This window comes from Achromobacter aegrifaciens, assembly GCF_902859735.1.
In the GTDB taxonomy this organism is placed as follows: domain Bacteria; phylum Pseudomonadota; class Gammaproteobacteria; order Burkholderiales; family Burkholderiaceae_B; genus Achromobacter; species Achromobacter aegrifaciens.
In genome coordinates this window covers 142,136-161,577 of record NZ_CADIJY010000005.1, presented here as the reverse complement: position 1 = coordinate 161,577, position 19,442 = coordinate 142,136, and the positions used below count along the sequence as shown (strand labels likewise).

At 58.7% G+C, this 19,442-nt stretch carries 19 protein-coding genes; 6 read left to right on the top strand and 13 right to left on the bottom strand.

The window, feature by feature from the left end; genetic code table 11:
• The first annotated feature begins 3 nt into the window (after positions 1 to 3).
• From HV766_RS16810 to rfbB, 6 genes are all read left to right on the top strand, one after another.
• Positions 4 to 240, top strand: coding sequence for an acyl carrier protein (locus HV766_RS16810; RefSeq protein WP_175181566.1), 237 nt, complete (start codon positions 4 to 6; stop codon positions 238 to 240).
• A gap of 28 nt (positions 241 to 268) precedes the next feature.
• Entirely contained in the window at positions 269 to 676 is a 408-nt protein-coding gene (locus HV766_RS16805; protein ID WP_175181565.1) for a GtrA family protein, read from the top strand.
• An 8-nt stretch (positions 677 to 684) separates the two neighbouring features.
• Positions 685 to 1,551 (top strand): class I SAM-dependent methyltransferase, encoded by an 867-nt coding sequence (locus HV766_RS16800; RefSeq protein WP_175181564.1) that lies wholly within the window; start codon positions 685 to 687, stop codon positions 1,549 to 1,551.
• 69 nt (positions 1,552 to 1,620) lie between these two features.
• Positions 1,621 to 2,508, top strand: a complete 888-nt coding sequence (gene rfbA / locus HV766_RS16795; RefSeq protein ID WP_175181563.1) for a glucose-1-phosphate thymidylyltransferase RfbA — start codon at positions 1,621 to 1,623, stop codon at positions 2,506 to 2,508.
• A complete protein-coding gene (gene rffA, locus HV766_RS16790; protein ID WP_175181562.1) occupies positions 2,505 to 3,668 on the top strand; it encodes a dTDP-4-amino-4,6-dideoxygalactose transaminase in 1,164 nt (387 codons plus the stop codon). The genes rfbA and rffA overlap by 4 nt, the downstream gene beginning before the upstream one ends.
• Positions 3,665 to 4,753, top strand: a complete 1,089-nt coding sequence (rfbB, locus tag HV766_RS16785; RefSeq protein ID WP_175181561.1) for a dTDP-glucose 4,6-dehydratase — start codon at positions 3,665 to 3,667, stop codon at positions 4,751 to 4,753. Before rffA ends, rfbB begins: the two co-directional genes overlap by 4 nt.
• Positions 4,754 to 5,031: 278 nt before the next feature.
• On the opposite strand, the gene HV766_RS16780 is transcribed toward rfbB, so the two are convergent.
• The 13 genes from HV766_RS16780 to HV766_RS16720 all read right to left on the bottom strand — a co-directional run bounded on the left by HV766_RS16780 (position 5,032) and on the right by HV766_RS16720 (position 19,384).
• On the bottom strand, positions 5,032 to 6,867 hold the full coding sequence (locus HV766_RS16780) for a polysaccharide biosynthesis protein (RefSeq protein WP_175181560.1): 1,836 nt from the start codon (positions 6,865 to 6,867) through the stop codon (positions 5,032 to 5,034).
• 18 nt (positions 6,868 to 6,885) lie between these two features.
• Positions 6,886 to 7,470, bottom strand: coding sequence for an acetyltransferase (locus HV766_RS16775; protein WP_175181559.1), 585 nt, complete (start codon positions 7,468 to 7,470; stop codon positions 6,886 to 6,888).
• An 89-nt stretch (positions 7,471 to 7,559) separates the two neighbouring features.
• Positions 7,560 to 8,591 carry an MraY family glycosyltransferase gene (locus HV766_RS16770; RefSeq protein ID WP_175181558.1) on the bottom strand — a complete coding sequence of 344 codons (1,032 nt, stop codon included), beginning with the start codon at positions 8,589 to 8,591 and terminating at the stop codon, positions 7,560 to 7,562.
• A 60-nt stretch (positions 8,592 to 8,651) separates the two neighbouring features.
• Positions 8,652 to 9,533, bottom strand: coding sequence for an NAD-dependent epimerase/dehydratase family protein (locus HV766_RS16765; protein ID WP_175181557.1), 882 nt, complete (start codon positions 9,531 to 9,533; stop codon positions 8,652 to 8,654).
• Positions 9,530 to 10,768: a glycosyltransferase family 4 protein gene (locus HV766_RS16760; RefSeq protein WP_175181556.1), complete on the bottom strand. Its 1,239-nt coding sequence runs from the start codon at positions 10,766 to 10,768 to the stop codon at positions 9,530 to 9,532. Before HV766_RS16760 ends, HV766_RS16765 begins: the two co-directional genes overlap by 4 nt.
• Complete coding sequence (gene wecB, locus HV766_RS16755) at positions 10,765 to 11,898, bottom strand: non-hydrolyzing UDP-N-acetylglucosamine 2-epimerase (RefSeq protein ID WP_175181555.1); 1,134 nt, start codon at positions 11,896 to 11,898, stop codon at positions 10,765 to 10,767. The genes HV766_RS16760 and wecB overlap by 4 nt, the downstream gene beginning before the upstream one ends.
• A 1-nt stretch (position 11,899) precedes the next feature.
• Positions 11,900 to 13,006 carry a UDP-2-acetamido-2,6-beta-L-arabino-hexul-4-ose reductase gene (gene wbjC / locus HV766_RS16750; RefSeq protein ID WP_175181554.1) on the bottom strand — a complete coding sequence of 369 codons (1,107 nt, stop codon included), beginning with the start codon at positions 13,004 to 13,006 and terminating at the stop codon, positions 11,900 to 11,902.
• Between the two features lie 3 nt (positions 13,007 to 13,009).
• On the bottom strand, positions 13,010 to 14,047 hold the full coding sequence (locus tag HV766_RS16745) for a polysaccharide biosynthesis protein (protein ID WP_175181553.1): 1,038 nt from the start codon (positions 14,045 to 14,047) through the stop codon (positions 13,010 to 13,012).
• 38 nt (positions 14,048 to 14,085) lie between these two features.
• The gene (locus HV766_RS16740) at positions 14,086 to 14,871 is read right to left on the bottom strand and encodes an AglZ/HisF2 family acetamidino modification protein (protein WP_175181552.1); all 786 of its coding nucleotides are present in this window, start codon (positions 14,869 to 14,871) and stop codon (positions 14,086 to 14,088) included.
• 1 nt (position 14,872) lies between these two features.
• A complete protein-coding gene (gene hisH, locus HV766_RS16735; RefSeq protein ID WP_175181551.1) occupies positions 14,873 to 15,487 on the bottom strand; it encodes an imidazole glycerol phosphate synthase subunit HisH in 615 nt (204 codons plus the stop codon).
• Complete coding sequence (locus tag HV766_RS16730; RefSeq protein WP_175181550.1) at positions 15,484 to 16,629, bottom strand: N-acetyl sugar amidotransferase; 1,146 nt, start codon at positions 16,627 to 16,629, stop codon at positions 15,484 to 15,486. Before HV766_RS16730 ends, hisH begins: the two co-directional genes overlap by 4 nt.
• Positions 16,630 to 16,747: 118 nt before the next feature.
• Positions 16,748 to 17,956, bottom strand: a complete 1,209-nt coding sequence (locus HV766_RS16725) for a glycosyltransferase family 4 protein (protein ID WP_175181549.1) — start codon at positions 17,954 to 17,956, stop codon at positions 16,748 to 16,750.
• A 138-nt stretch (positions 17,957 to 18,094) separates the two neighbouring features.
• Positions 18,095 to 19,384, bottom strand: a complete 1,290-nt coding sequence (locus HV766_RS16720; protein ID WP_175181548.1) for a lipopolysaccharide biosynthesis protein — start codon at positions 19,382 to 19,384, stop codon at positions 18,095 to 18,097.
• Positions 19,385 to 19,442 lie beyond the last annotated feature (58 nt).

The following is a 19,442-nucleotide window of genomic DNA, read 5'->3' as shown; positions in this document are numbered from 1 at the left end:
AAAATGAAAGTGACGCATGACGATATTATTGCAGCGATTCGACAGGCCGAGGTGGTCGAATCCCCGGAAAAGCTGCGCACGAATATGAAGCTGACCGACCAAGGCATCGATTCGCTAGACATGTTCAGCGTGATGCTTGCCGTGCAGGAAAAGTACGGAATTGAAATTTCAGATGACGATGCGGATCGCCTCACTTCGATCGAGGAGATAACTGAGTACCTGAATGCATGCTTAGGTTGACCCATATCGGACGGGCGGAATCGGATATATGACGGGTGCCGAGCGCAGGGCGCTTTTTTCGCAGCTGGTTCGCTATGGCGTGGTGGGGTTGCTGAACAATCTGCGTGGCTATCTGATTTACCTCTTGATAACCTGGCTGTGGCTGGAGCCGAAAGTAGCGGTGACTCTCATGTATCCCATCGGCGCCGCGACCGCGTACTTCGGACATGCGAAGTACACGTTTGCGGCGAAAGGCCACACGGCAGGCGGTGTGATCCGCTACGCGCTTGCCCACGCAATCGGTTATGGCGCAAACGTGGGCATGTTGTATTTTTTTGTCGATCGAATGGGTTTTCCTCATCAGCTGGTGCAAATAGGGGCGATCTTTAGCGTTGCCGTCCTGCTCTTTGTGCTGTTCCGGTACTTCGTCTTTCCTAAATCCAGCGGATCCCGCTGAGGTCTGTCATGATTATTTGCCCTGCCTGTGGTACCAGGAAAACGGATGCGGAAGGCGGATGCGTCGAGTGCGGATTCAAGCCGGCCCGGATCAATGGTTTCTTGGCCTGGGCTCCCGAGCTTGCGCATCGGAACGATGGCTTTCGCGAGCACAGCTTTGCGGCTTTGGCCAAAGTCGAGGAAAACAATTTCTGGTTCCGCGCGCGTAACCGGATAGTGCTCTGGGCTTTGCGCAAGTACCACCCAAGGTTTGAATCCGTGTTGGAAGTCGGTTGCGGTACCGGCTTCGTTCTTTCCGGCATTACGCGGGAATTTCCTGACGCACGATCCGTCGGCAGCGAGATTCACGTTTCGGGTCTTGCATACGCCGCGGAACGGTTGCCGCGCACCGAGCTGATCCAGGTGGACGCGCGCAAGCTGCCTTATGACGCAGAATTCGACGTCGTCGCTGCGTTCGACGTCATCGAGCATATCGCGGAGGACGAACTGGTCCTGCAGAATCTCCATCGAGCGGTCCGGCCGGGTGGCTGTTGCTTGATTACCGTGCCGCAGCACCAATGGTTATGGAGCTCGGTGGACGAGGCAGCATGCCATCAACGGCGATACTCGGCACAGGAGCTGCATTCGAAGATGAAGGCGGCCGGCTTCGATATCGTCCATAGCACCTCGTTCGTCATGCTGCTGCTGCCTCTCATGTTGCTGTCCCGCCTGGCCGCTCGGCGGTCCGGCAAAGACCAGGCGAGCGAGGCGCTGGAAATGGGGCCGCTGCAGAACAAGCTGTTGGAGATCGTGATGCGGATCGAGCTCGTCCTGGTCAAGGCGAGCCTGCGCTTGCCGATCGGCGGATCCAGATTGGTGGTTTTGCGGCGCAGATGATTTTCATGGCATACGCATGCGCCCTGCCAACCAGTGATCTGCTTGCAGGGCGCTTCTTTGGATATCGAAATGAAAGCAATAATTCTGGCTGGCGGTGCAGGATCTCGCCTTTATCCTCTGACGCAGGTGTCGAGCAAACAGTTGCAGGCGGTGTTCGACAAGCCGATGATCTACTATCCGCTGACGGTGCTGATCGCGTCAGGGGTGAGGGAGTTTTGCCTGATCTCGACGCCGCAGGATCTGGGCAGGTTCAAGAACTTGCTGAACGACGGACGTCAATGGGGCGTCACGATCGAATATCGTGAGCAAGCGCGCCCCGAAGGGATCGCGCAGGCATTTCTGATCGCGGCTGATTTTGTAGGCGGGGACGACGTGATCCTGATGCTCGGCGACAATATCTTCTCGGGCGGTGACGACTTCCCGCGCGCAGTGCATGGCTTCAAGGGCGGCGCGTCCATTTTTGCATATCATGTCAAAGACCCCGAGCGCTATGGTGTGGTCGAGTTCGATCGCACCGGCAAGGCTATCTCGATAGAGGAAAAGCCTTCGAAGCCGAAAAGTAACTACGCGGTTCCCGGGGTATATATCTACGACAACGACGTGCTGGAAATTGCGAGGTCGGTCAAGCCTTCGGCGCGAGGCGAGTTGGAGATAACCGACGTCAACCGCGAATACCTGAGGCGCGGCACACTGCAGGTGCGCCGCCTGAGCCGTGGGTTCGCGTGGCTCGATGCCGGCACCAGCACCGCGCTGCACGAGGCATCTTCGTACATCGAAGCTATCGAACGGCGGCAGGGCATAAAGATCGGCTGTCCGGAGGAGGCCGCATTGGTGCGGGGCTTTCTTTCGCTCGACCAGTTTGAAGAGTTGATTTCGAACATGCCAGCGTGCGAGTACAGCGAGTACCTGCGCGGCGTGGCCGATGAGCGGCACAGGCTTCAAAGGGAAAGGCAATGACGCAGAAGATTCCATTCAATCGACCGTTCTTGACCGGTCAGGAGCTCGACTACATCACCCAGGCCAAGCTGGGCAACATGCTGGCCGGCGATGGGCCCTTCACGAAACGTTGCCATGAGTGGTTGGAGCGGCAGAGTGGTTGCGACAGAGCTCTGCTTACCCATTCATGTACCGCCGCGCTGGAGATGGCGGCTTTGTTGATGGACATCGAGCCAGGCGACGAAATCATCATGCCGTCCTACACCTTTGTGTCGACGGCGAACGCTTTCGTGCTGCGCGGGGGCGTGCCGGTATTTGTCGATATCCGCGAAGATACCCTGAACCTTGATGAACGCCTGATCGAATCCGCAATCACCCCGCGCACCAAGGCTATCGTGCCGGTTCATTATGCTGGCGTGGCCTGCGAGATGGACGCCGTCATGGGCATTGCCAGGCGCCATGGCCTTAAGGTCCTCGAGGATGCGGCGCAGGGCGTGATGGCGTCCTACAAGGGCCATGCCTTGGGCAGCATCGGCGATATGGGGGCCTATAGTTTTCATGAAACCAAGAACGTGATCTCGGGGGAAGGCGGCGCGCTGCTAGTGAATGACCCCTCGTTGGCGCTGCGCGCCGAGATCATTCGGGAGAAGGGTACTGACCGTAGTCGCTTTTTTCGCGGCGAGATCGACAAGTACACGTGGCAGGAAGTCGGTTCTTCATTCCTCCCTGGTGAGCTCATAGCGGCTTTTCTATGGGCTCAGCTTGAGAACGCCACGCAAATCACACAAGAGCGTCTGAAAATCTGGGAGCGCTATCACGCCCTGATGGCGCCGTTGGAAGCCAAGGGGCTGCTGCGACGACCTGTTGTGCCCGACGAGTGCGGCCACAATGCGCATATGTACTATGTGCTGCTGGCCCCTGAGCTTGATCGGCAGGCCGTGTTGAGCGAACTGAAGAAGAACAGCATCTATTCAGTGTTCCACTATGTGCCACTGCATTCTTCTCCGGCCGGGAAGCGTTATGGTCGTACGCAAGGCGAGCTGGAGATTACCAACAGGCAAGCGGAACGGCTGGTGCGCCTGCCGCTGTGGGTCGGCCTGACTGCCGACCTGCAGGAGGAGATCGCCAGGATTCTGGCCGACGCCGCCGCGCATGCCGCCGGGAGGGTGAGGTCGGCATGAGGATTTTAGTCACGGGCGGGGCGGGGTTCATCGGTTCGGCAGTCATACGGCATGTCATTCATGAGACGGAAGACTATGTCATAAACGTCGACAAACTGACCTACGCAGGTAATCTTGATAGCTTGCGTGAAATCTCTGCCTCGGAACGCTATGCGTTCGAACGGGTCGACATCTGCAACCGCGTCGAGCTGGAGCGGGTATTCGCCACCCACCGCCCTGATGTGGTCATGCATTTGGCGGCTGAGAGTCATGTCGACCGTTCCATTGATGGTCCGGCAGCCTTTATCGAGACAAACGTCGTCGGGACCTATACGTTGCTGGAGACGGCGCGAGGCTATTTGAGTGGCTTGAGCAAGGAACGCCGGCAGGCGTTTCGCTTCCATCATGTTTCCACTGATGAGGTTTATGGCGACCTGCCCCATCCTGACGAGGTCGACGGCGCCGGGAAGATTCTTTTTACCGAGAATTCCTCATATGGCCCCAGCAGTCCCTATTCCGCCAGCAAGGCGAGTTCCGACCACTTGGTACGTGCCTGGATGCGGACCTACGGCCTGCCCACAATAGTTACGAACTGCTCAAACAACTACGGACCCTATCATTTTCCGGAAAAACTCATCCCGCTGATGATTCTTAACGCGCTGGAAGGACGGTTGCTGCCGATTTACGGGAAGGGTGACCAGATACGCGATTGGCTGTATGTCGAAGACCACGCGAGGGCGCTCTATAAGGTGGTCACGGAAGGAGCCGTTGGCGAGACCTACAACATCGGCGGCCACAACGAAAAGCGGAACATTGAAGTGGTGCGCGCGCTCTGCGATATTTTGCAGGAACTCGTCCCGCTCGATCCTGCATCATCGATCCAACACTATCGGGATCTGATTGCGCCTGTGCCGGATCGTCCTGGCCATGACCGCCGCTATGCCATTGACGCCGGCAAGATCCAACGTTGTCTGGGTTGGGAACCCGTCGAAACTTTTGATACCGGCATTCGCAAGACCGTCAGGTGGTATCTCGATAATCAGGATTGGTGTCGGCGCGTGCAGGACGGTAGCTATCAGCGCGAGCGGCTGGGGCAGCCATCCTAGCCCGCTCGGTACGCGGCTGGCCCGCTGGAGCGCCTAGTGGGGGCGGCGTCCATTTCCCCGGTTATGACGTGAGCAGGTTGTCACGACGGGGTCAATACATTCACGGCGAAGCCCACCATTGCGCTTGCCATGGTAGCGCTTGGCGCCATTTATCTGGTGAGTGCTCGCAAACTGAGCATGCGCAGGGTGGTCATCAGCTTGGCCGGCGTGGCCCGACACGGCGACTGCGGCACGAAATTGTGTCGCCGCGAGAGCCGGACGCTAGACCTGATTGGCTGTTACTGCTTTGACGGTTCGTACTCGGGCATCCAGCGCTTCAACTCGGCACGGACATCCCCGTCCGCGACTGAGGTGGAACCAGCAATCCAGCTGAAACCCGTTTCCCGGAAACCGTCGGGCACGGGGCGCGAGCGGGCGATCCGCAGTTTGGGATGGGGCGTTTCCAGCGTTTCCTCGCAATCGGCGAGCAGCTCTTCATAGAGCTTTTCGCCCGGGCGCAACCCCGTGAATTCGATGTGGATCTCGTCTTCGGTGAATCCCGAGAGGCGGATCATGTTGCGCGCCAGATCGGCGATCTTGACGGGTTCGCCCATGTCCAGCACGAAGATTTCTCCGCCGTTGCCCATGGCGGCCGCCTGCAACACCAGCCGGGCCGCTTCGGGAATGGACATGAAGTAGCGCGTAATCTCGGGGTGAGTGACGGAAACGGGGCCGCCGCGCGAGATTTGGGACTGGAACCTGGGAATGACGCTGCCCGTGCTGCCCAGCACGTTCCCGAAACGGACGATCTGGAACCGTGTCTTGCCGTTGCGGCCATGCAGCACTTCGCACACCATTTCAGCCATGCGCTTCGTGGCGCCCATCACGTTGGTGGGGTTCACGGCCTTGTCGGTCGAGATGAGGACGAAGCGCTGCGCCTGGTAGCGTTCGGCGCACTGGGCCACGTTCAGGGTGCCAAGCACGTTGTTGCGCACGGCCTGCCAGGCATTGTCGATCTCCATGAGAGGCACGTGCTTGTACGCTGCCGCATGGAACACGATGTCCGGTTTGTAGCGCGCAAAGACTTCATCCACGCGCGTGGCGTCCTTGACGTCTCCCGCCAGCGGGATGACGCGCACCGAGGGCTGATTGTCGGTGAACCATTGTTCGATGGTGTAAAGGGCGAACTCGCTCACCTCGTACAGGATGATGGCGGCCGGCGCGAAGCGCGCAAGCTGACGGCACAGTTCACTGCCGATCGAGCCGCCCGCGCCGGTCACCAGGATCTGCTTGCCGGCAATCATTTCGTGGATATTGATGTTGTCGATATGCACGGATTCGCGGCCCAACAGATCCTCGATCTTTACGGGACGCATCATGTTGATGGCGACACGGCCGCTCATCAGCTCGCTCAACCCCGGCACGGTGAACAGCGACGCGCCTGCGCGGGTCGCGATGTCGGACACGCGGCGGATGGCGGTTCCCTTGGCGGAAGGAATGGCCAGGATGACGTGCTTTGCGCCGTAGTCATTGAGGATTTCGGGCAACCTGTTGGTGCCGCCAGCCACGCGACAGCCGGAGATTTCCAGGCCTCGCTTGGCGGGATCGTCGTCCACCAGCGCCACCACATGCCAATCGGAACTGCGACCCAGTTCGCGGACCAGCATGGCGCCGGCCGTGCCCGCGCCGATCACGACGACCGGCGTGCCCTGGCCGAAGCCCGCGCGGTAGAGCCGGTGTTCCTTCCACATGCGCCAGGCGGCGCGTCCGCCGCCCATGACCAAGAGCAGCAGCAAGGGATACAGCACAAGGATGGAACGCGGCAATGCGGGCTGGCCACGATTCAGGAAGGCAAAGAGCAGCAGCGCGACCGTCGAGGCGAGCACCACGTTCAGGACGCGTTTGAGGTCCGGCAGGCTGGCGAAGATCCACATGCCGCGATACAGGCCCGCCCAGCGGCAGGCGATGATCTGCACGGGCAGCAGGACGAGCAGCGCCCGCGCTATGGGGCCTTCCCACTCTGTCGGCCATTCGAAATTGAGGCGGATGAGGAATGCCCCCAGCCAGGCGATGAGGATCGCCGCCAGGTCAAACAGAAACACCAGTGCGGTTCGAAAGCGGGTAGGAACGATCATTTTATAGGTAGTCTGGAATCAATCCGCGATCAGGCGCGAACCTGGGGCCAACACGGCGTCCGCTGGCACCCGGACCCGGTATCCAGCACAGGATCCGGCCTGCAGCCAGGCGCGGTCTTCAATGACTACGCCGCCCGCGAGCTGGACGCCGACGCCAAGATGGGCATAGTCGCCGAGCACGACATCGTGGTCCGCTGTGGCGTTGGCATTGACGATGACGCCACGCCCCAAACGCGCGCAGGCGCCGACCACGGCGCCGGCCATGATGGCGCAGCCGGCGCCGACTTCGGCCAGCGCGCTGACCCAGGCCCGCGGGTGGACGATGGTCGCCAGCGGTATGCCGAGATCGGTCAGCGTGTCGGTCAAGCGCTGGCGCACGGCCTGGTTGCCGATGGCCACGACCGCCGCCTGATAGTTGCGGGCCAGCTCCGGCAGCTGGCCGGTCGAGCCGACGATGCGCCAGTCGCCCGACTGCTGCAGGGCGGGATACGCGTCATCGGCGAAGTCAATACCGGTCCATTCGCCTGTCAGCTCGGCGGCTTCGGCGACCGCGCGTCCATGCCCGCCGCTGCCGATGATGAGCAAGATGCCTTTGGAATTCATAATTACGCCATTCATGCCTGTGTCTTGCGGCCAAACGCACGCAGACGGAATTCTACTCAAGATGCGCCCGCTGCCGGGCTACCAAATGTTCAGTTTGTGGTTTCCGGGGTTCCCGCCTTAAGCCGTATGGACAGGGCTATTAGCGGTATATATGCACAAAGTACGCCAGTCAGGCCGTCGATTAATCCTGTCGATATTGCCGCAGCCCACGGGAACAGCCACACGACATTAATTAAAAGCACCGCAAGCGTGACCTTTTTGTGGCTGGAATATTTGCGGCTCGCATATTGGTACGCGTGAGTCCGGTGCGCTTCATAAACTTTTTCTCCGCGCCCAAGCCGGCGTATCAGGGTGACGGTTGCGTCGATGATGAAAACACCCAGCAGCACTAGCCACGCCCACAACATGGCCGGAGAATGCCATCCAGCCAGGAGCGACAGGGCGCCGAGAATCAGGCCGAGGAAGCCGCTGCCGCCATCGCCCATGAATATCTTCGCCGGCGGAAAATTCCAGATCAGGAAGCCCGCCACCGTGGCCGCCAGCAGCGCGCTGGGAATGCCTGCCAACGGTTGGCCGGCCATCGCGTACAGAATGCAGCCGCCCACCGTGACGCAGAGCGCCTCGATGCTGGCGATGCCATCGATGCCGTCCATGAAATTGTAGAGATTGAGCATCCATACCAGGTACAACGCGCCCAGGATCGAGAGCAACCAGCCGGTTTGCAGTTCCAGCCCCCAAAACGACATCGAGGGTACGCCGCCTATCCAGTAGAGCACCCAGGCTGCCCCGGTGAAGTGGGCCAGCAATCTCCAGCGTGCCGGGATATGGCCATGGTCGTCGAGAAAACCGATGAGCGCGATCCAGGCGCCCGCGCCGCCCAGGGCAATCGCGTCCACGGGGGCGACATTTCCGGTCGCGGCCAGCGTCGCCAATCCCAGCAGGAAGCTGATGACAAACGCGATACCGCCGCCGCGCGGCGTGGGCGTCTTGTGCGAACTGCGCGCATTCGGCACGTCGATGACATCATGCTTTAGCGCATAGCGGCGCAGCGCGCCTGTCAACAGCCAGGCCAGCGCTGCGAATACTGCGAATAACCACCACGGTAGCGATAGGGCATCCATTATTTTCTAGTGCAGAAATGGCCGGACTCGGGCCGGTGAAAAATAGACACGCTCGCGAATTCAGAGAACGTCGATATCGTGCAGGACGAACGGCTGCGGCTTGAAGCCGAAATCCCGCGTCGCGTCGTCATGCGCAAATACCATGTCGCGGTTCATGCGTTGCACCATGTCGCTATTCCAGCCCCGGTAGCGCGGAATCAGGCGCAGGAAGAACAGGGCGGAATTGAACAGCCAGATCGGCACGGTCAGCAGGCGCGGGGCCCGGCCCATGGCTTTGAAAATCCGCGTCACCATTTCCCGATAGCTCAGCACTTCCGCGCCGGAAATGTTGTATCCCTTGTCGGCGGCTTGCGGCGCGAACGCCGCGAGCACGGCAGCCTGCGCGACGTCATCCACATAGACGGGCTGGCGTAGTCCGCCGGCACGCCCGAACACGGGAAAGATGTGGAGCTTGCGGATGATGCGGACGATCTCCGACAGGTTGCGGTCGGTGCTGCGTCCGTAGATCAGCGTGGGGCGCAGCACGGTCCAGCCGATGCCAGCGCCCTCGGCCCATTCGGCCAGGGCGCGTTCGCCGTCGGATAGACGCCGTACCAGCGCTTCTTCATAGGCGTTCTGGGAGCTGACCTTGGTGTAGCGGCGGGTCGACGACAGACAGACGACGCGCTGGGCGCCCAGCCTGCGCATGAAATCGAAATGTTCACCGACTACCCAGATATGGCAGAGCGCAATCCAGACCGTAATCGGGCCTGCGGCCCGGGCTGCATCTTCCGCTTGACTGTCGGCCAGCGATATCCAGCGCACGGCATCGGCTTCGCCGGCTGGCTGCGCGCTGCGCGAGAATGCCACCACGCGATGGCCGGCTGCGGCGAGCTTGGCCAGCACCTGCCGGCCCGCCGGGGAAGTCGCGCCCAGGACGCCTACGGTAATCGCTTGGCTCATCGTCCACCTCGATCTATGTGTTGCTGTAGCAGCTCGGCCAGGCGGGCGGCCTGCTTTTCCAGCTCGAAATGCTCCAGGAAGTAGGCGCGGCCGCGCTCGCCCATGGCGGCGCGCGCTTCGCTGGACATGGCGTGCAGCTGTTCGATGCGGCAAGCCAGCTGCTCGGCGTCCTCGGCAGGGCTGACCAGCCCGGCGCCAGCTTCCTCGACGACGCGGGCACCTTCGCCGTCGATCGAGGCGAGGATGGGGCGGCCGGCGCTCAAGTAGGTCTGGATCTTCGCGGGTACCGTCTGCGCGTAGATTTCGCTGCGCTTGAGCGAAACGATCAGTCCTTGCGCGCGCGTCAGGAACTGTGGCATTTCGCTGGCCGGAAAGCGGCCGGCAAGGACCAGGTTGTCCAGGTTGCGCGCCTGTTTCTGTTCCGCCAGCCAAGACGACATGCTTCCGCTGCCGACCAGCACGACGCGGACATCGGGCAGATGCTTGAGCCGTTCGGCGGCCTCGGCCAGGGTCTCGACGGCCTGCGCGGTTCCGAGGTTGCCCGCGAACACGACACAAAAGCGCGACTCCATTTCATCCAGCAGTGCGCGCGGTACCTGCGTGTCGGCGGACAGCGTGTTCGGCGTGTCGCGCGAGCAGTTCGGGTAGTAGACCAGCTTGCGCGGGTCGGCATAGCGAGAAACAGCGTCGATGAACGCACGCGACTGCACCATGATCAGGCCGGAACACGCATAGATGCCGCGCACCATCAGGGCGATGGCGCTCAGCACGAACTTGTTCTTGATGAAGCCGGTTGCGCTGAGGCTTTCCGGCCACAGGTCCAGCACCCACATCGCCATGGGTTTGCGCAGACGCCATTTCAGATAGATCGCGGGAATGGCCGCCGTGATCGGAGATAGCGAAAATACGAAAACGATATCGAACGACTTGCCCTTGGCTTGCCGCGGAAAATGCCGCAGGCCATTCCAGACGAAGGATAGATAATTGCGTGCGAGGTTGGCCGCGCCGCCGCCGCCGCGCGGGCGCAACGGCGCCCGATGCACGGCGACGGAGCCGGCAAACAATTCTTCGGACGCGCCCTCTGCCTGGTATCCAGGGAAGATCTTCCCGTCAGGATAGTTCGGCTTGCCCGTGAAGACTTCCACGGTATGGCCTTGGGCCACCAAGGCTTCAACCAGGTCGTTGATCGAGAAGGACTCGGGCCAGAAGTACTGGGTAACGAGCGCGATCTTCAATTCGCCTTTTTCCATACGACGCGATTGACGTAGTCGGTGTAGCTATGAATGATGCGCACCACTTTCTCGGACACGTTCGGCATGCTGTAGTCCGCCACCAGACGGAAATCGCGGTTCGCGCCGCGCGACTGGTGCGCAAGCAGTTCCAGCGCCTGCAACGCCCGGTCGGTCTCCAGCCCAACCATCATCACGGACGCTTCTTCCATGCCTTCGGGGCGCTCGTGCGCCTCGCGGATGTTGAGCGCGGGGAAGTTCAGGATCGACGATTCTTCGGTGATTGTGCCGCTGTCTGACAGCACGGCGCGCGAGGACACCTGCAGCTTGTTGTAGTCCTTGAAACCGAGCGGTTTCAGCAGGCGCACGTTCGCGTGGAATTTGACCCCCATCGCGTCCACGCGCTTTTGCGTGCGCGGATGGGTCGAGACGATAACGGGCAGATCGTAGGTGGCGGCCACCGTATTCAGCAACTTCACCAGCTTGGAAAAGTTGTGGTCCGAATCGATGTTCTCTTCGCGGTGGGCGCTCACGACGAAGAATTGGCCAGGCGTCAGGCCCAGGCGATCCAGAACGTCGGACGCCTCGATGCCGTCGCGGTAATGATTCAGCACTTCGAACATCGGGCTGCCGGTCTTGATGATCCGGTCAGAGGGCAGGCCTTCACGCAACAGATACTCGCGCGCGATGTCGCTGTACGTCAGGTTGATGTCGGAGGTGTGGTCGACGATGCGGCGGTTGATCTCTTCAGGCACGCGTTGGTCGAAGCAGCGGTTGCCCGCTTCCATGTGGAAGGTAGGGATCTTGCGGCGCTTGGCGGGCAGGACCGCCATGCAGCTGTTGGTATCGCCCAGCACCAGCATTGCATCCGGTTGAATCTCGGCCAGGGCCTGGTCGGTTGCGATGATTACCTTGCCGATCGTTTCCGCGCCAGTGGCGCCCGCAGCATTCAGGAAATGGTCCGGCTTGCGGATGCCCAGGTCCTGGAAGAAGATCTCGTTGAGTTCGTAGTCGTAATTCTGGCCAGTGTGCACGAGCACGTGATCGCAATGGCGATCCAGGCTCGCGAGCACGCGCGACAGCCTGATGATTTCGGGGCGAGTGCCAACGACAGTGGCGACTTTGAGTTTTTTCATGTCAGAGCGGGCGGGCATAAGTGTCGGGACGGGCGCGGTCGAAGATCTCGTTGGCCCAAAGCATGACGACCATTTCGTCGTCGCCGATATTCGTGATGTCGTGCGTCCAGCCGGGCACCGTTTCCACGATTTCCGGCTTTTCGCCATCCGTGTCCTGCTCGTGGAATTCACCGGTCAGAATGTGGCGGAAGCGAAAGCGTGCGCGTCCCTTGATGACCAGGAATTTCTCGGTTTTGGAGTGATGGTAGTGGCCGCCGCGCGTCACACCGGGATGGGCGGTGAAGTAGGAGAACTGGCCGCTGTCCTGCGTCTTGAGCATTTCGACGAACACGCCGCGCGGATCGCCGTACTTGGGTACTTCATAGGAAAAGCGCTCGGGCGGCAGGTAGCTGATGTAGGTGGCATACAGTGCACGAACAAGGCCGGTGCCGACGGACGCCGTGATTAGCGTGTTGCGGCTGTCGCGGAACGTCTCCAGCTGCGCGGCGAGGTCGCCGACCGTGATCCGGTACTGGGGCGCGACGGTGCAGAACCGGTCGTCGGCGACGGCGCCGTCCATCAGCTCGATGAAGCGGGCGACAACGTCATCCACGTAAACCAGCGTGATTGTCGCGGCCGGATCATTGATCTGGATGGGCAGGTCACGATTGACGTTGTGGCAGAACGTGGCTACTGCGGAGTTGTAGTTCGGGCGCGCCCACTTGCCAAACACGTTGGGCAGGCGGAAGAGATGGACGGGCGAGCCGTGTTGATCCGCCAGCTGCGACAGCGCATCCTCGGCCTCTCGCTTGCTCAGGCCATAAGGATTGTCCTGGCTTGCCTGGGTCGATGAGGTGTAGATCACGGGCGTGCGCCGGCCGCTACGGGCGATGCTGGCGCAGAGCTGTTGCGTCAATCCAGCGTTGCCGCTTTGGAAATCGGCGGGATCCTTGGGCCGGTTCACGCCGGCCAGGTGAAAGACGAAATCGGCTTCGGCCACCAATTCGTCCAGGCATGAAGCGTCGTCGTCACGCGTGAAGCGCAAGACCTCGATGTCCTTGCGCTCTTGCAGCGTGGCGATGAGATTCTGCGCAACGAACCCGTTGCTGCCGGTGATGAGAACCTTCATGGCTTATTCCTCCGGCGTTACTTGCTCGCCGCGCTGGATGGCTTGCATGAATTCCAGCTTCAGCAGCAACTGCTCCATGCCGTGGGTATCCAGGCGCTGGGTATTGTGCGAGTTGTAGTCTTCGCTGCGCGAAATCTTTTCTTCGCCTTGTTCGACGAACTTCGCGTAATTCAGGTCGCGCAGGTCGGGCGGGATGCGATAGTAATCGCCCATGTCCTCGGCGCACGCCATTTCCTCGCGGCTCAGCAAGACTTCGTATAGCTTCTCTCCGTGCCGCGTGCCGATCACGTTGATCGGGTGTTCGGGTTTGCCGACCATGCGGGCCAGGGTCGCCGCCAGGGTCTGGACGGTAGCCGCAGGCGCCTTCTGCACGAACAGATCGCCGTTGTTGCCATGTTCGAACGCGTACAGCACCAGGTCCACCGCATCCGACAGCGTCATCATGAAGCGGGTCATGTCGGGGTCGGTGATGGAAAGAGGAATGCCGGCACGCATCTGTTCGATGAACAGCGGAATCACGGAGCCGCGCGAGGCCATGACGTTGCCATAGCGCGTACCGCAGATCACGGTCTCGGACGCATCCAGGTCGCGCGATTTCGCGACCATGACCTTCTCCATCATGGCTTTGGAAATGCCCATTGCATTGATGGGATAGACCGCCTTGTCCGTGCTTAGACAGACTACCTTGCTCACCTTGTTGCGGATGGCGGCTTCCAGGACGTTTTCAGTTCCAAGGATGTTGGTGTAGACCGCCTCCATCGGGTGGAATTCGCAGGAAGGCACCTGCTTGAGCGCGGCAGCGTGGAAGATGTAGTCCACGCCGCGCGTCGCGTTCAGCAGGCTCTGGCTGTTCCGGACGTCGCCGAGGTAGAACTTCAACTTCGGATGCGAGTAGCGCTTGCGCATGTCATCTTGCTTCTTCTCGTCGCGGCTGAAGATCCGGATTTCACCGATATCCGTCTGAAGGAAGCGCTTGAGGACGGCATTGCCAAAGGATCCCGTGCCGCCGGTGATGAGCAGTTTGGCGTTAGGTTTCAACATATTCGCAAGTCTCTTTCTGTGGGCCGACGCAATGCCGTTCAGGCACTGTGCAGATGCGCCGCGCGTACCAGCGCTTCGCGGTCAGCCAAGGTGGGGTAGTTGATCAGCACGGCCTTGTAGGCGCCCTTGAACACGAACAGGCTGCCGGCGCCGGCGCCGATGATCCCGAACTTCTTGATGAGTTCGCCGAGGTCAGCGACGGAGCCCGCGCCGCCCAGCACCGACATCGGCACGGTCGTCACATTGCGGATCTGCTCGACGATGCCGAGGTCATAACCCTTCATGACGCCGTCATGGTCGATGGAGTTGACGACGATCTCGCCCACGCCATGTTGCTGTAGCAGGGGGGCAAGCTCAATCGGGTTCAGGTGTGTGTTCTTGCTGGCATTGTGCGTCCAGACCTCGTAACGCGAGCTGAAGCGCTTCTTCTTGACATCCAGGACGGCGACCACGCTTTGACGGCCGAGCTTGTCGGCGATCCGGCTTGCGAGCGAGGGGTCCTCGACCAGCGCGGAGCTGAGGGCGACCTTCTCCACGCCGAGGCTGATGATGGCTTGCGCCTGTTCGACCGTCTTGACGCCGCCGCCATAGCAGAACGGCATGCGGCATTCGGCGGCCAGGCGTTCGATCATTTGCAGATCGGGGCCATGACCCTTGGTGGTGGCGTCGATGTCGACGACGATCAACTCGTCCACTTCCTTTTCGTTGAAGATGCGGACGGCATTGATCGGGTCGCCGACGTACTTGTCGGACGAGAACTTCACGGTCTTGACCAGACCTTTATCTCGGACCAGCAGGCAGGGGATGATTCTGGGACGAAGCACGTTAGATATCCGCGAAGTTCTTCAGAAGCCGCGCACCGAATTCGTGGCTTTTCTCTGGGTGGAATTGCACGCCATAGACGTTCTTGTGATTGACCGCGCAGGCGAACTTGGTGCCGTATTCGGCGCTCGCTAGCATGTCGTCCTGGTTCTGGCAGTCGAAATAGTACGAGTGGAGAAAGTAGAAGCGCGCATCCGCTTCCAGGCCGGCGAACAGCGGCGAGGCCTGGCGGGGATAAACGTCGTTCCAGCCCATGTGCGGCAACTGGGTGCGCTGCGTGAAATGGGTGGTATCCAGCTTGCGGACCATGCCGGGCACCCAGTTCAGGCCGGGCTCGGAGCCTTCCTCGCTGCCGCCCGCCAGCATCTGCATGCCGACGCAGATGCCCAGGACCGGGACCTCGTCCCTGGTCACGCGCTCGACCGCGGCGGCGTACATGCCGGAACGGCGGAACGAATCCATGGCGTAGTCGAATGCGCCCACGCCGGGCAGGATCAGCTTGGTTGCGCCAGCCAGGTCTTCGGCGGTGCGGGCAATGGACACAGGCACCGCCATGCGGCGGTACATATTGGCGAATGCCAGGACGTTGCCCAGGCCGTAGTCAATAATGGCGATCATCGGAAAAGCCTCTTTTCCAGGCCGATCTTCTGCATGACGGTCGCGCCCAGCCCAATCAGCGCCTTCTTGTTGGCGTAATCGCGGAAGGTCCGGTTCGGGCCGTCGAATATCGCCTGCAGCTCGTCTTCGGTCAGGTCCAGCTTGTGAGCGACGTAGCGGAATTCCTGGCGCGAAAAATGCTCATCGAGTTCGGGACGTGAAATCCGGTCCAGGGCCTCGTCACGCGTCATCTGGCCGGTCAGGATCAGGCTGGAGAAGTGGGCGCGGCGCTTTTCGTAGCCGAACTTGCGGGGCATCCAGTAGTCTTCGTAGAAGCGGGTGAAGCGCGATTCGTGATGCTTGTGCTGGAATTTCTTCCAGCCGAAGCGCGTCTCCAGCTCCCGTTCTGCGTCGGCCTTGATGTACGGCACCAGGTTCAATGGCTTGAAGACCTGCATGCCCAGCACGTAGCGGTAGTACAGCTTGTACGTCAGGATGTCGACGATCGGGAAGGTCTTGAGCGGACGCTTGCCGAACTTCTTGTGGATATCCAGGATGAGGCGCTTGTCGATACCCGGGTAGCCGCCCCATTCTTCCGGTTCGCGACAGCATTCGGTCGAATAGTTGCCGCCCGTCAACACATACTTGAGCTTGTGCTTGTTGGCGAACTTATACAGCCCCGAGAAAAACGCAACGTCCTGGGGCAAGTCCTGGTCGGGGATCTGCGCTTTCAGGAAGGCGACCTGCAGGTCCTTCATTTCTTCCCAGTTGATGACGTCGGTATACAGCTCCAGCCCTAGGCCATCGACCAGCTTTTCCACGTTGCCGACGGCCTGGTCGGTATTCCAACCGGCGTCGACGTGGAACAGCAATGGGCGCAAGCCCATCTTTTCCTTCGCGATGTAAGCCGTGTACGAGCTGTCCAGGCCGCCGCTCAAGCCGATGATGCAGTCGAAGTCTTTGCCTTTGCCGGCGGCCTTGATCTTCTCGGCCGTCCGCATGAGTTCGGCTTCGCCGCGCGCATCCGTATGCCAATTGGGTTTGATCTGCGTGTCGAAATTCGCGCAGTAATCGGACTCGCCGCGTTCGTCGAACGTAATGTTCGGATCGCTGGTGTCCATTATGGTGCGATTACAAATCCTGTAATTCCCATCTGTCGCCATATCACTTCCAGGTCAATCATTCCGCCGTAGGCCCGCCATGCACTCGGGCCGTAGAAGGCATAAAAATATTAAAAAAAACGAACTTGGAGGCAACGTGCAATAGCCGTCCAGTGTAGCTCTAAACTTTGTCAAGAATGGAATTATAGAAAATTTTCATTCTTTCCGAATTCCTTTTTGGATCGAAATTTCGTTGAGCCAGCTCAAAGGCGGCTGCGCCCATTGCTTCCACTCGGGATATATCTTTTGACAAAGAAAGAATTGAGTCCGCCAAGGCCCTCGGCGCCTTCTCTGGCACGGTCACGCCCGTTACATCGGGAATCAAAGTGTCTGCTGTCGGGCTTTCGATGCAAGCGATTGATGAAACCTTGAAAAAGGCTGCTTCGAAAATTGGACGTCCTGGAGCATTCGCATGGCATGGAAAACACAAGACATCAAAGTTCTTGTACGCAGACGAAATGTCCCAGGTTTTTCCGAAAAAAATTACATTATCCTCGATGCTCGCTTCTTGCACTCGGCCAATAATCCGTGTTTTTGCATCCTGGCTTAGCCCGAGCACACGTTCAACTAGCCTCCTGAAAAGCTTTTTCTTTTCCGTTTCATCGCCAACGATCAGGAATTTTATGTTTCCATGATCTTTCAAATAAACAGCAGCCTCAACCAGGTCGGCAATCCCCTTGTTCTCCTGGAAATTGCCCACAAAGCCCACGCGGAAGAAATCCTTGTAAGTGGAGATCCTGCCTTCAAAGTCCGGGTCTGATTTATCTGAGTCAACAGTAAAAGAATTGTGAATTACAACCTTGTTCTGCGCATCAACACTTCTTGATACCGTTTCGTCAATACAGACAATTCCATCGACTTTTCTCAGCAATCTGGTTATCCATTTGGTTCTCAGATTGTCTTTTTTTGACTGAACTGATCTTACATGCACTACCAACGGGCATCCGAACAAATACTTGGCCAGCAGTCCAGGAATAAGTTCCGTGATCTCATTGACATGAATGAGGTCAAATTTTTTCCATCGCCGTTTGGCTTGAAACAGAGCGAACAACATGAACGGCAAATGCCAAAGTTCGCGCAATAGCACCAGCCACCGGACCCCTCTGTAGTGGCTATACTCGGTGTTGTCAAACCGCGTCAAACCCACAGTGGCAATAATATCCTCTGCCACCATCTGATAGTAGTCGTTGGAAGACCCTTTGGTCGTCAAAAAATACGGAGAAATAAAGCCCGTATCTTTCATGCGTCTTACCGCTTCAAAAAGGCTTCTGCTTGCCCCGCCAAAAGGGCCGGCGCCATCGATATAGAGGACTCTTTTGCGGTTGCTCATCGTTTGCAGGAAAATTTTGATAGTACGGAACAGAACTGCATAAAGGGCTAACAAGTACGGTAGGCAGGGGGCGATTGTAGTGACTTTCCCTGGATAATGTGCGCTATCGTTTGAAACAAGATCCAGAGATGCATGGGTCTAACGATACTTCTTGATGGCCATCATCGTTACTGCTAAATAGAATAAATAAAATAATGCGCCTGTTAGGGCGTAGACCTCAGAAACCCAATCCGAAGCAAAGCGCGTGCAAAGATAGACTGCGCCCGTCCTCAATAAGAATCCCACCACTTGTACCAATAGTGCGAGCCTGAGTGCGCCAATAATGTGCAAGCTCGAAGATACGGGGGCAACGATAAACTGCAAGATAAACCATGGGGTCATCCATGCCACTAAAATCCCTGCTCGCTCCCATCCAGCTCCAAAGATCACGCCAAAGCAAAATGGGGAAACGGCGCCTAAAATCAATAACGGCGGACCACCTGTTTTCAGCAGGTTTTTCAGCATAGTGAAAACAAACTGATTGAGTTTTCCTTGCCGATTTTTTTCTGGGGCTTGGGAAATAAATACTTGGGAAATGGATGATCCCAGTACGGCCATGGGAGCCTGTATTATATTTATCCCCAATAATAGATAGCCCGCCTCCGGCCCGGTGAGGGAGGCGGCTATTATCATTAGCGGTATTTGCGTGGAGGCGCTATTGGCTAATGCCTCTATAACTGAGAATTTTGGAAATTGGTCATATTTTTTCCAGGTTGCTTTCGCACTCGTCGAGGGTTGGGCCTGAAGGGTTGGTCGCGATCGTCTCCAGTGCCACCAAATTCCACAAAGAATTAGAAAACCAATGCCAGTGTTAAATATATATCCGGTCAGCAATCCTATCGCGCCCGCACCTAAAATTCCGAGTGTGACTTGTGTGCCAACGCTTGCTATTGATTGGGCGATTCTACTCTTTGCTATCGACCAGAATTTCTTTTCTCGTATGAACCAATTTTGAAATGCTGCGTAAGCTCCCGCGCATATGATGCCCAGAGGAATAAGCCAAAGATGGGCAACTGACAGGCCTCTGCCGAATAGTGCAGCGAGCGCATCGCCTTTCCAAAAGACTACGACCGCAGCGATGAAAGCTATGACGGAAGTCGAAATTAGCGCAAATCCAAGCAGGTGGCGGGCTTCTTCATCGCGGCTGGCCAGAGGAATTGCAATATCAAATCGCAGGCATGCGGCTACGGAAATGGTGGACAGCACGGCGGAAAATGCCGCCAATGTACTGAACTCACTTGGCGTATACAGCCGGGTAAGAAATGGCAGGGCGAGCGCTGTGATAAGGTGGGCCAGCCCCGCGCCACTTACCAAGATCAATATTGAACGCAACAGTCCGTGGTTTTGGAAAAAACTCTTTATGTTTGTATAGCGCAATCTACTAGACATGAATCAATCAGCCTTTCACCGATAGCATCGCAGGCAGTTTTAAGGCAGCGAAGCACTG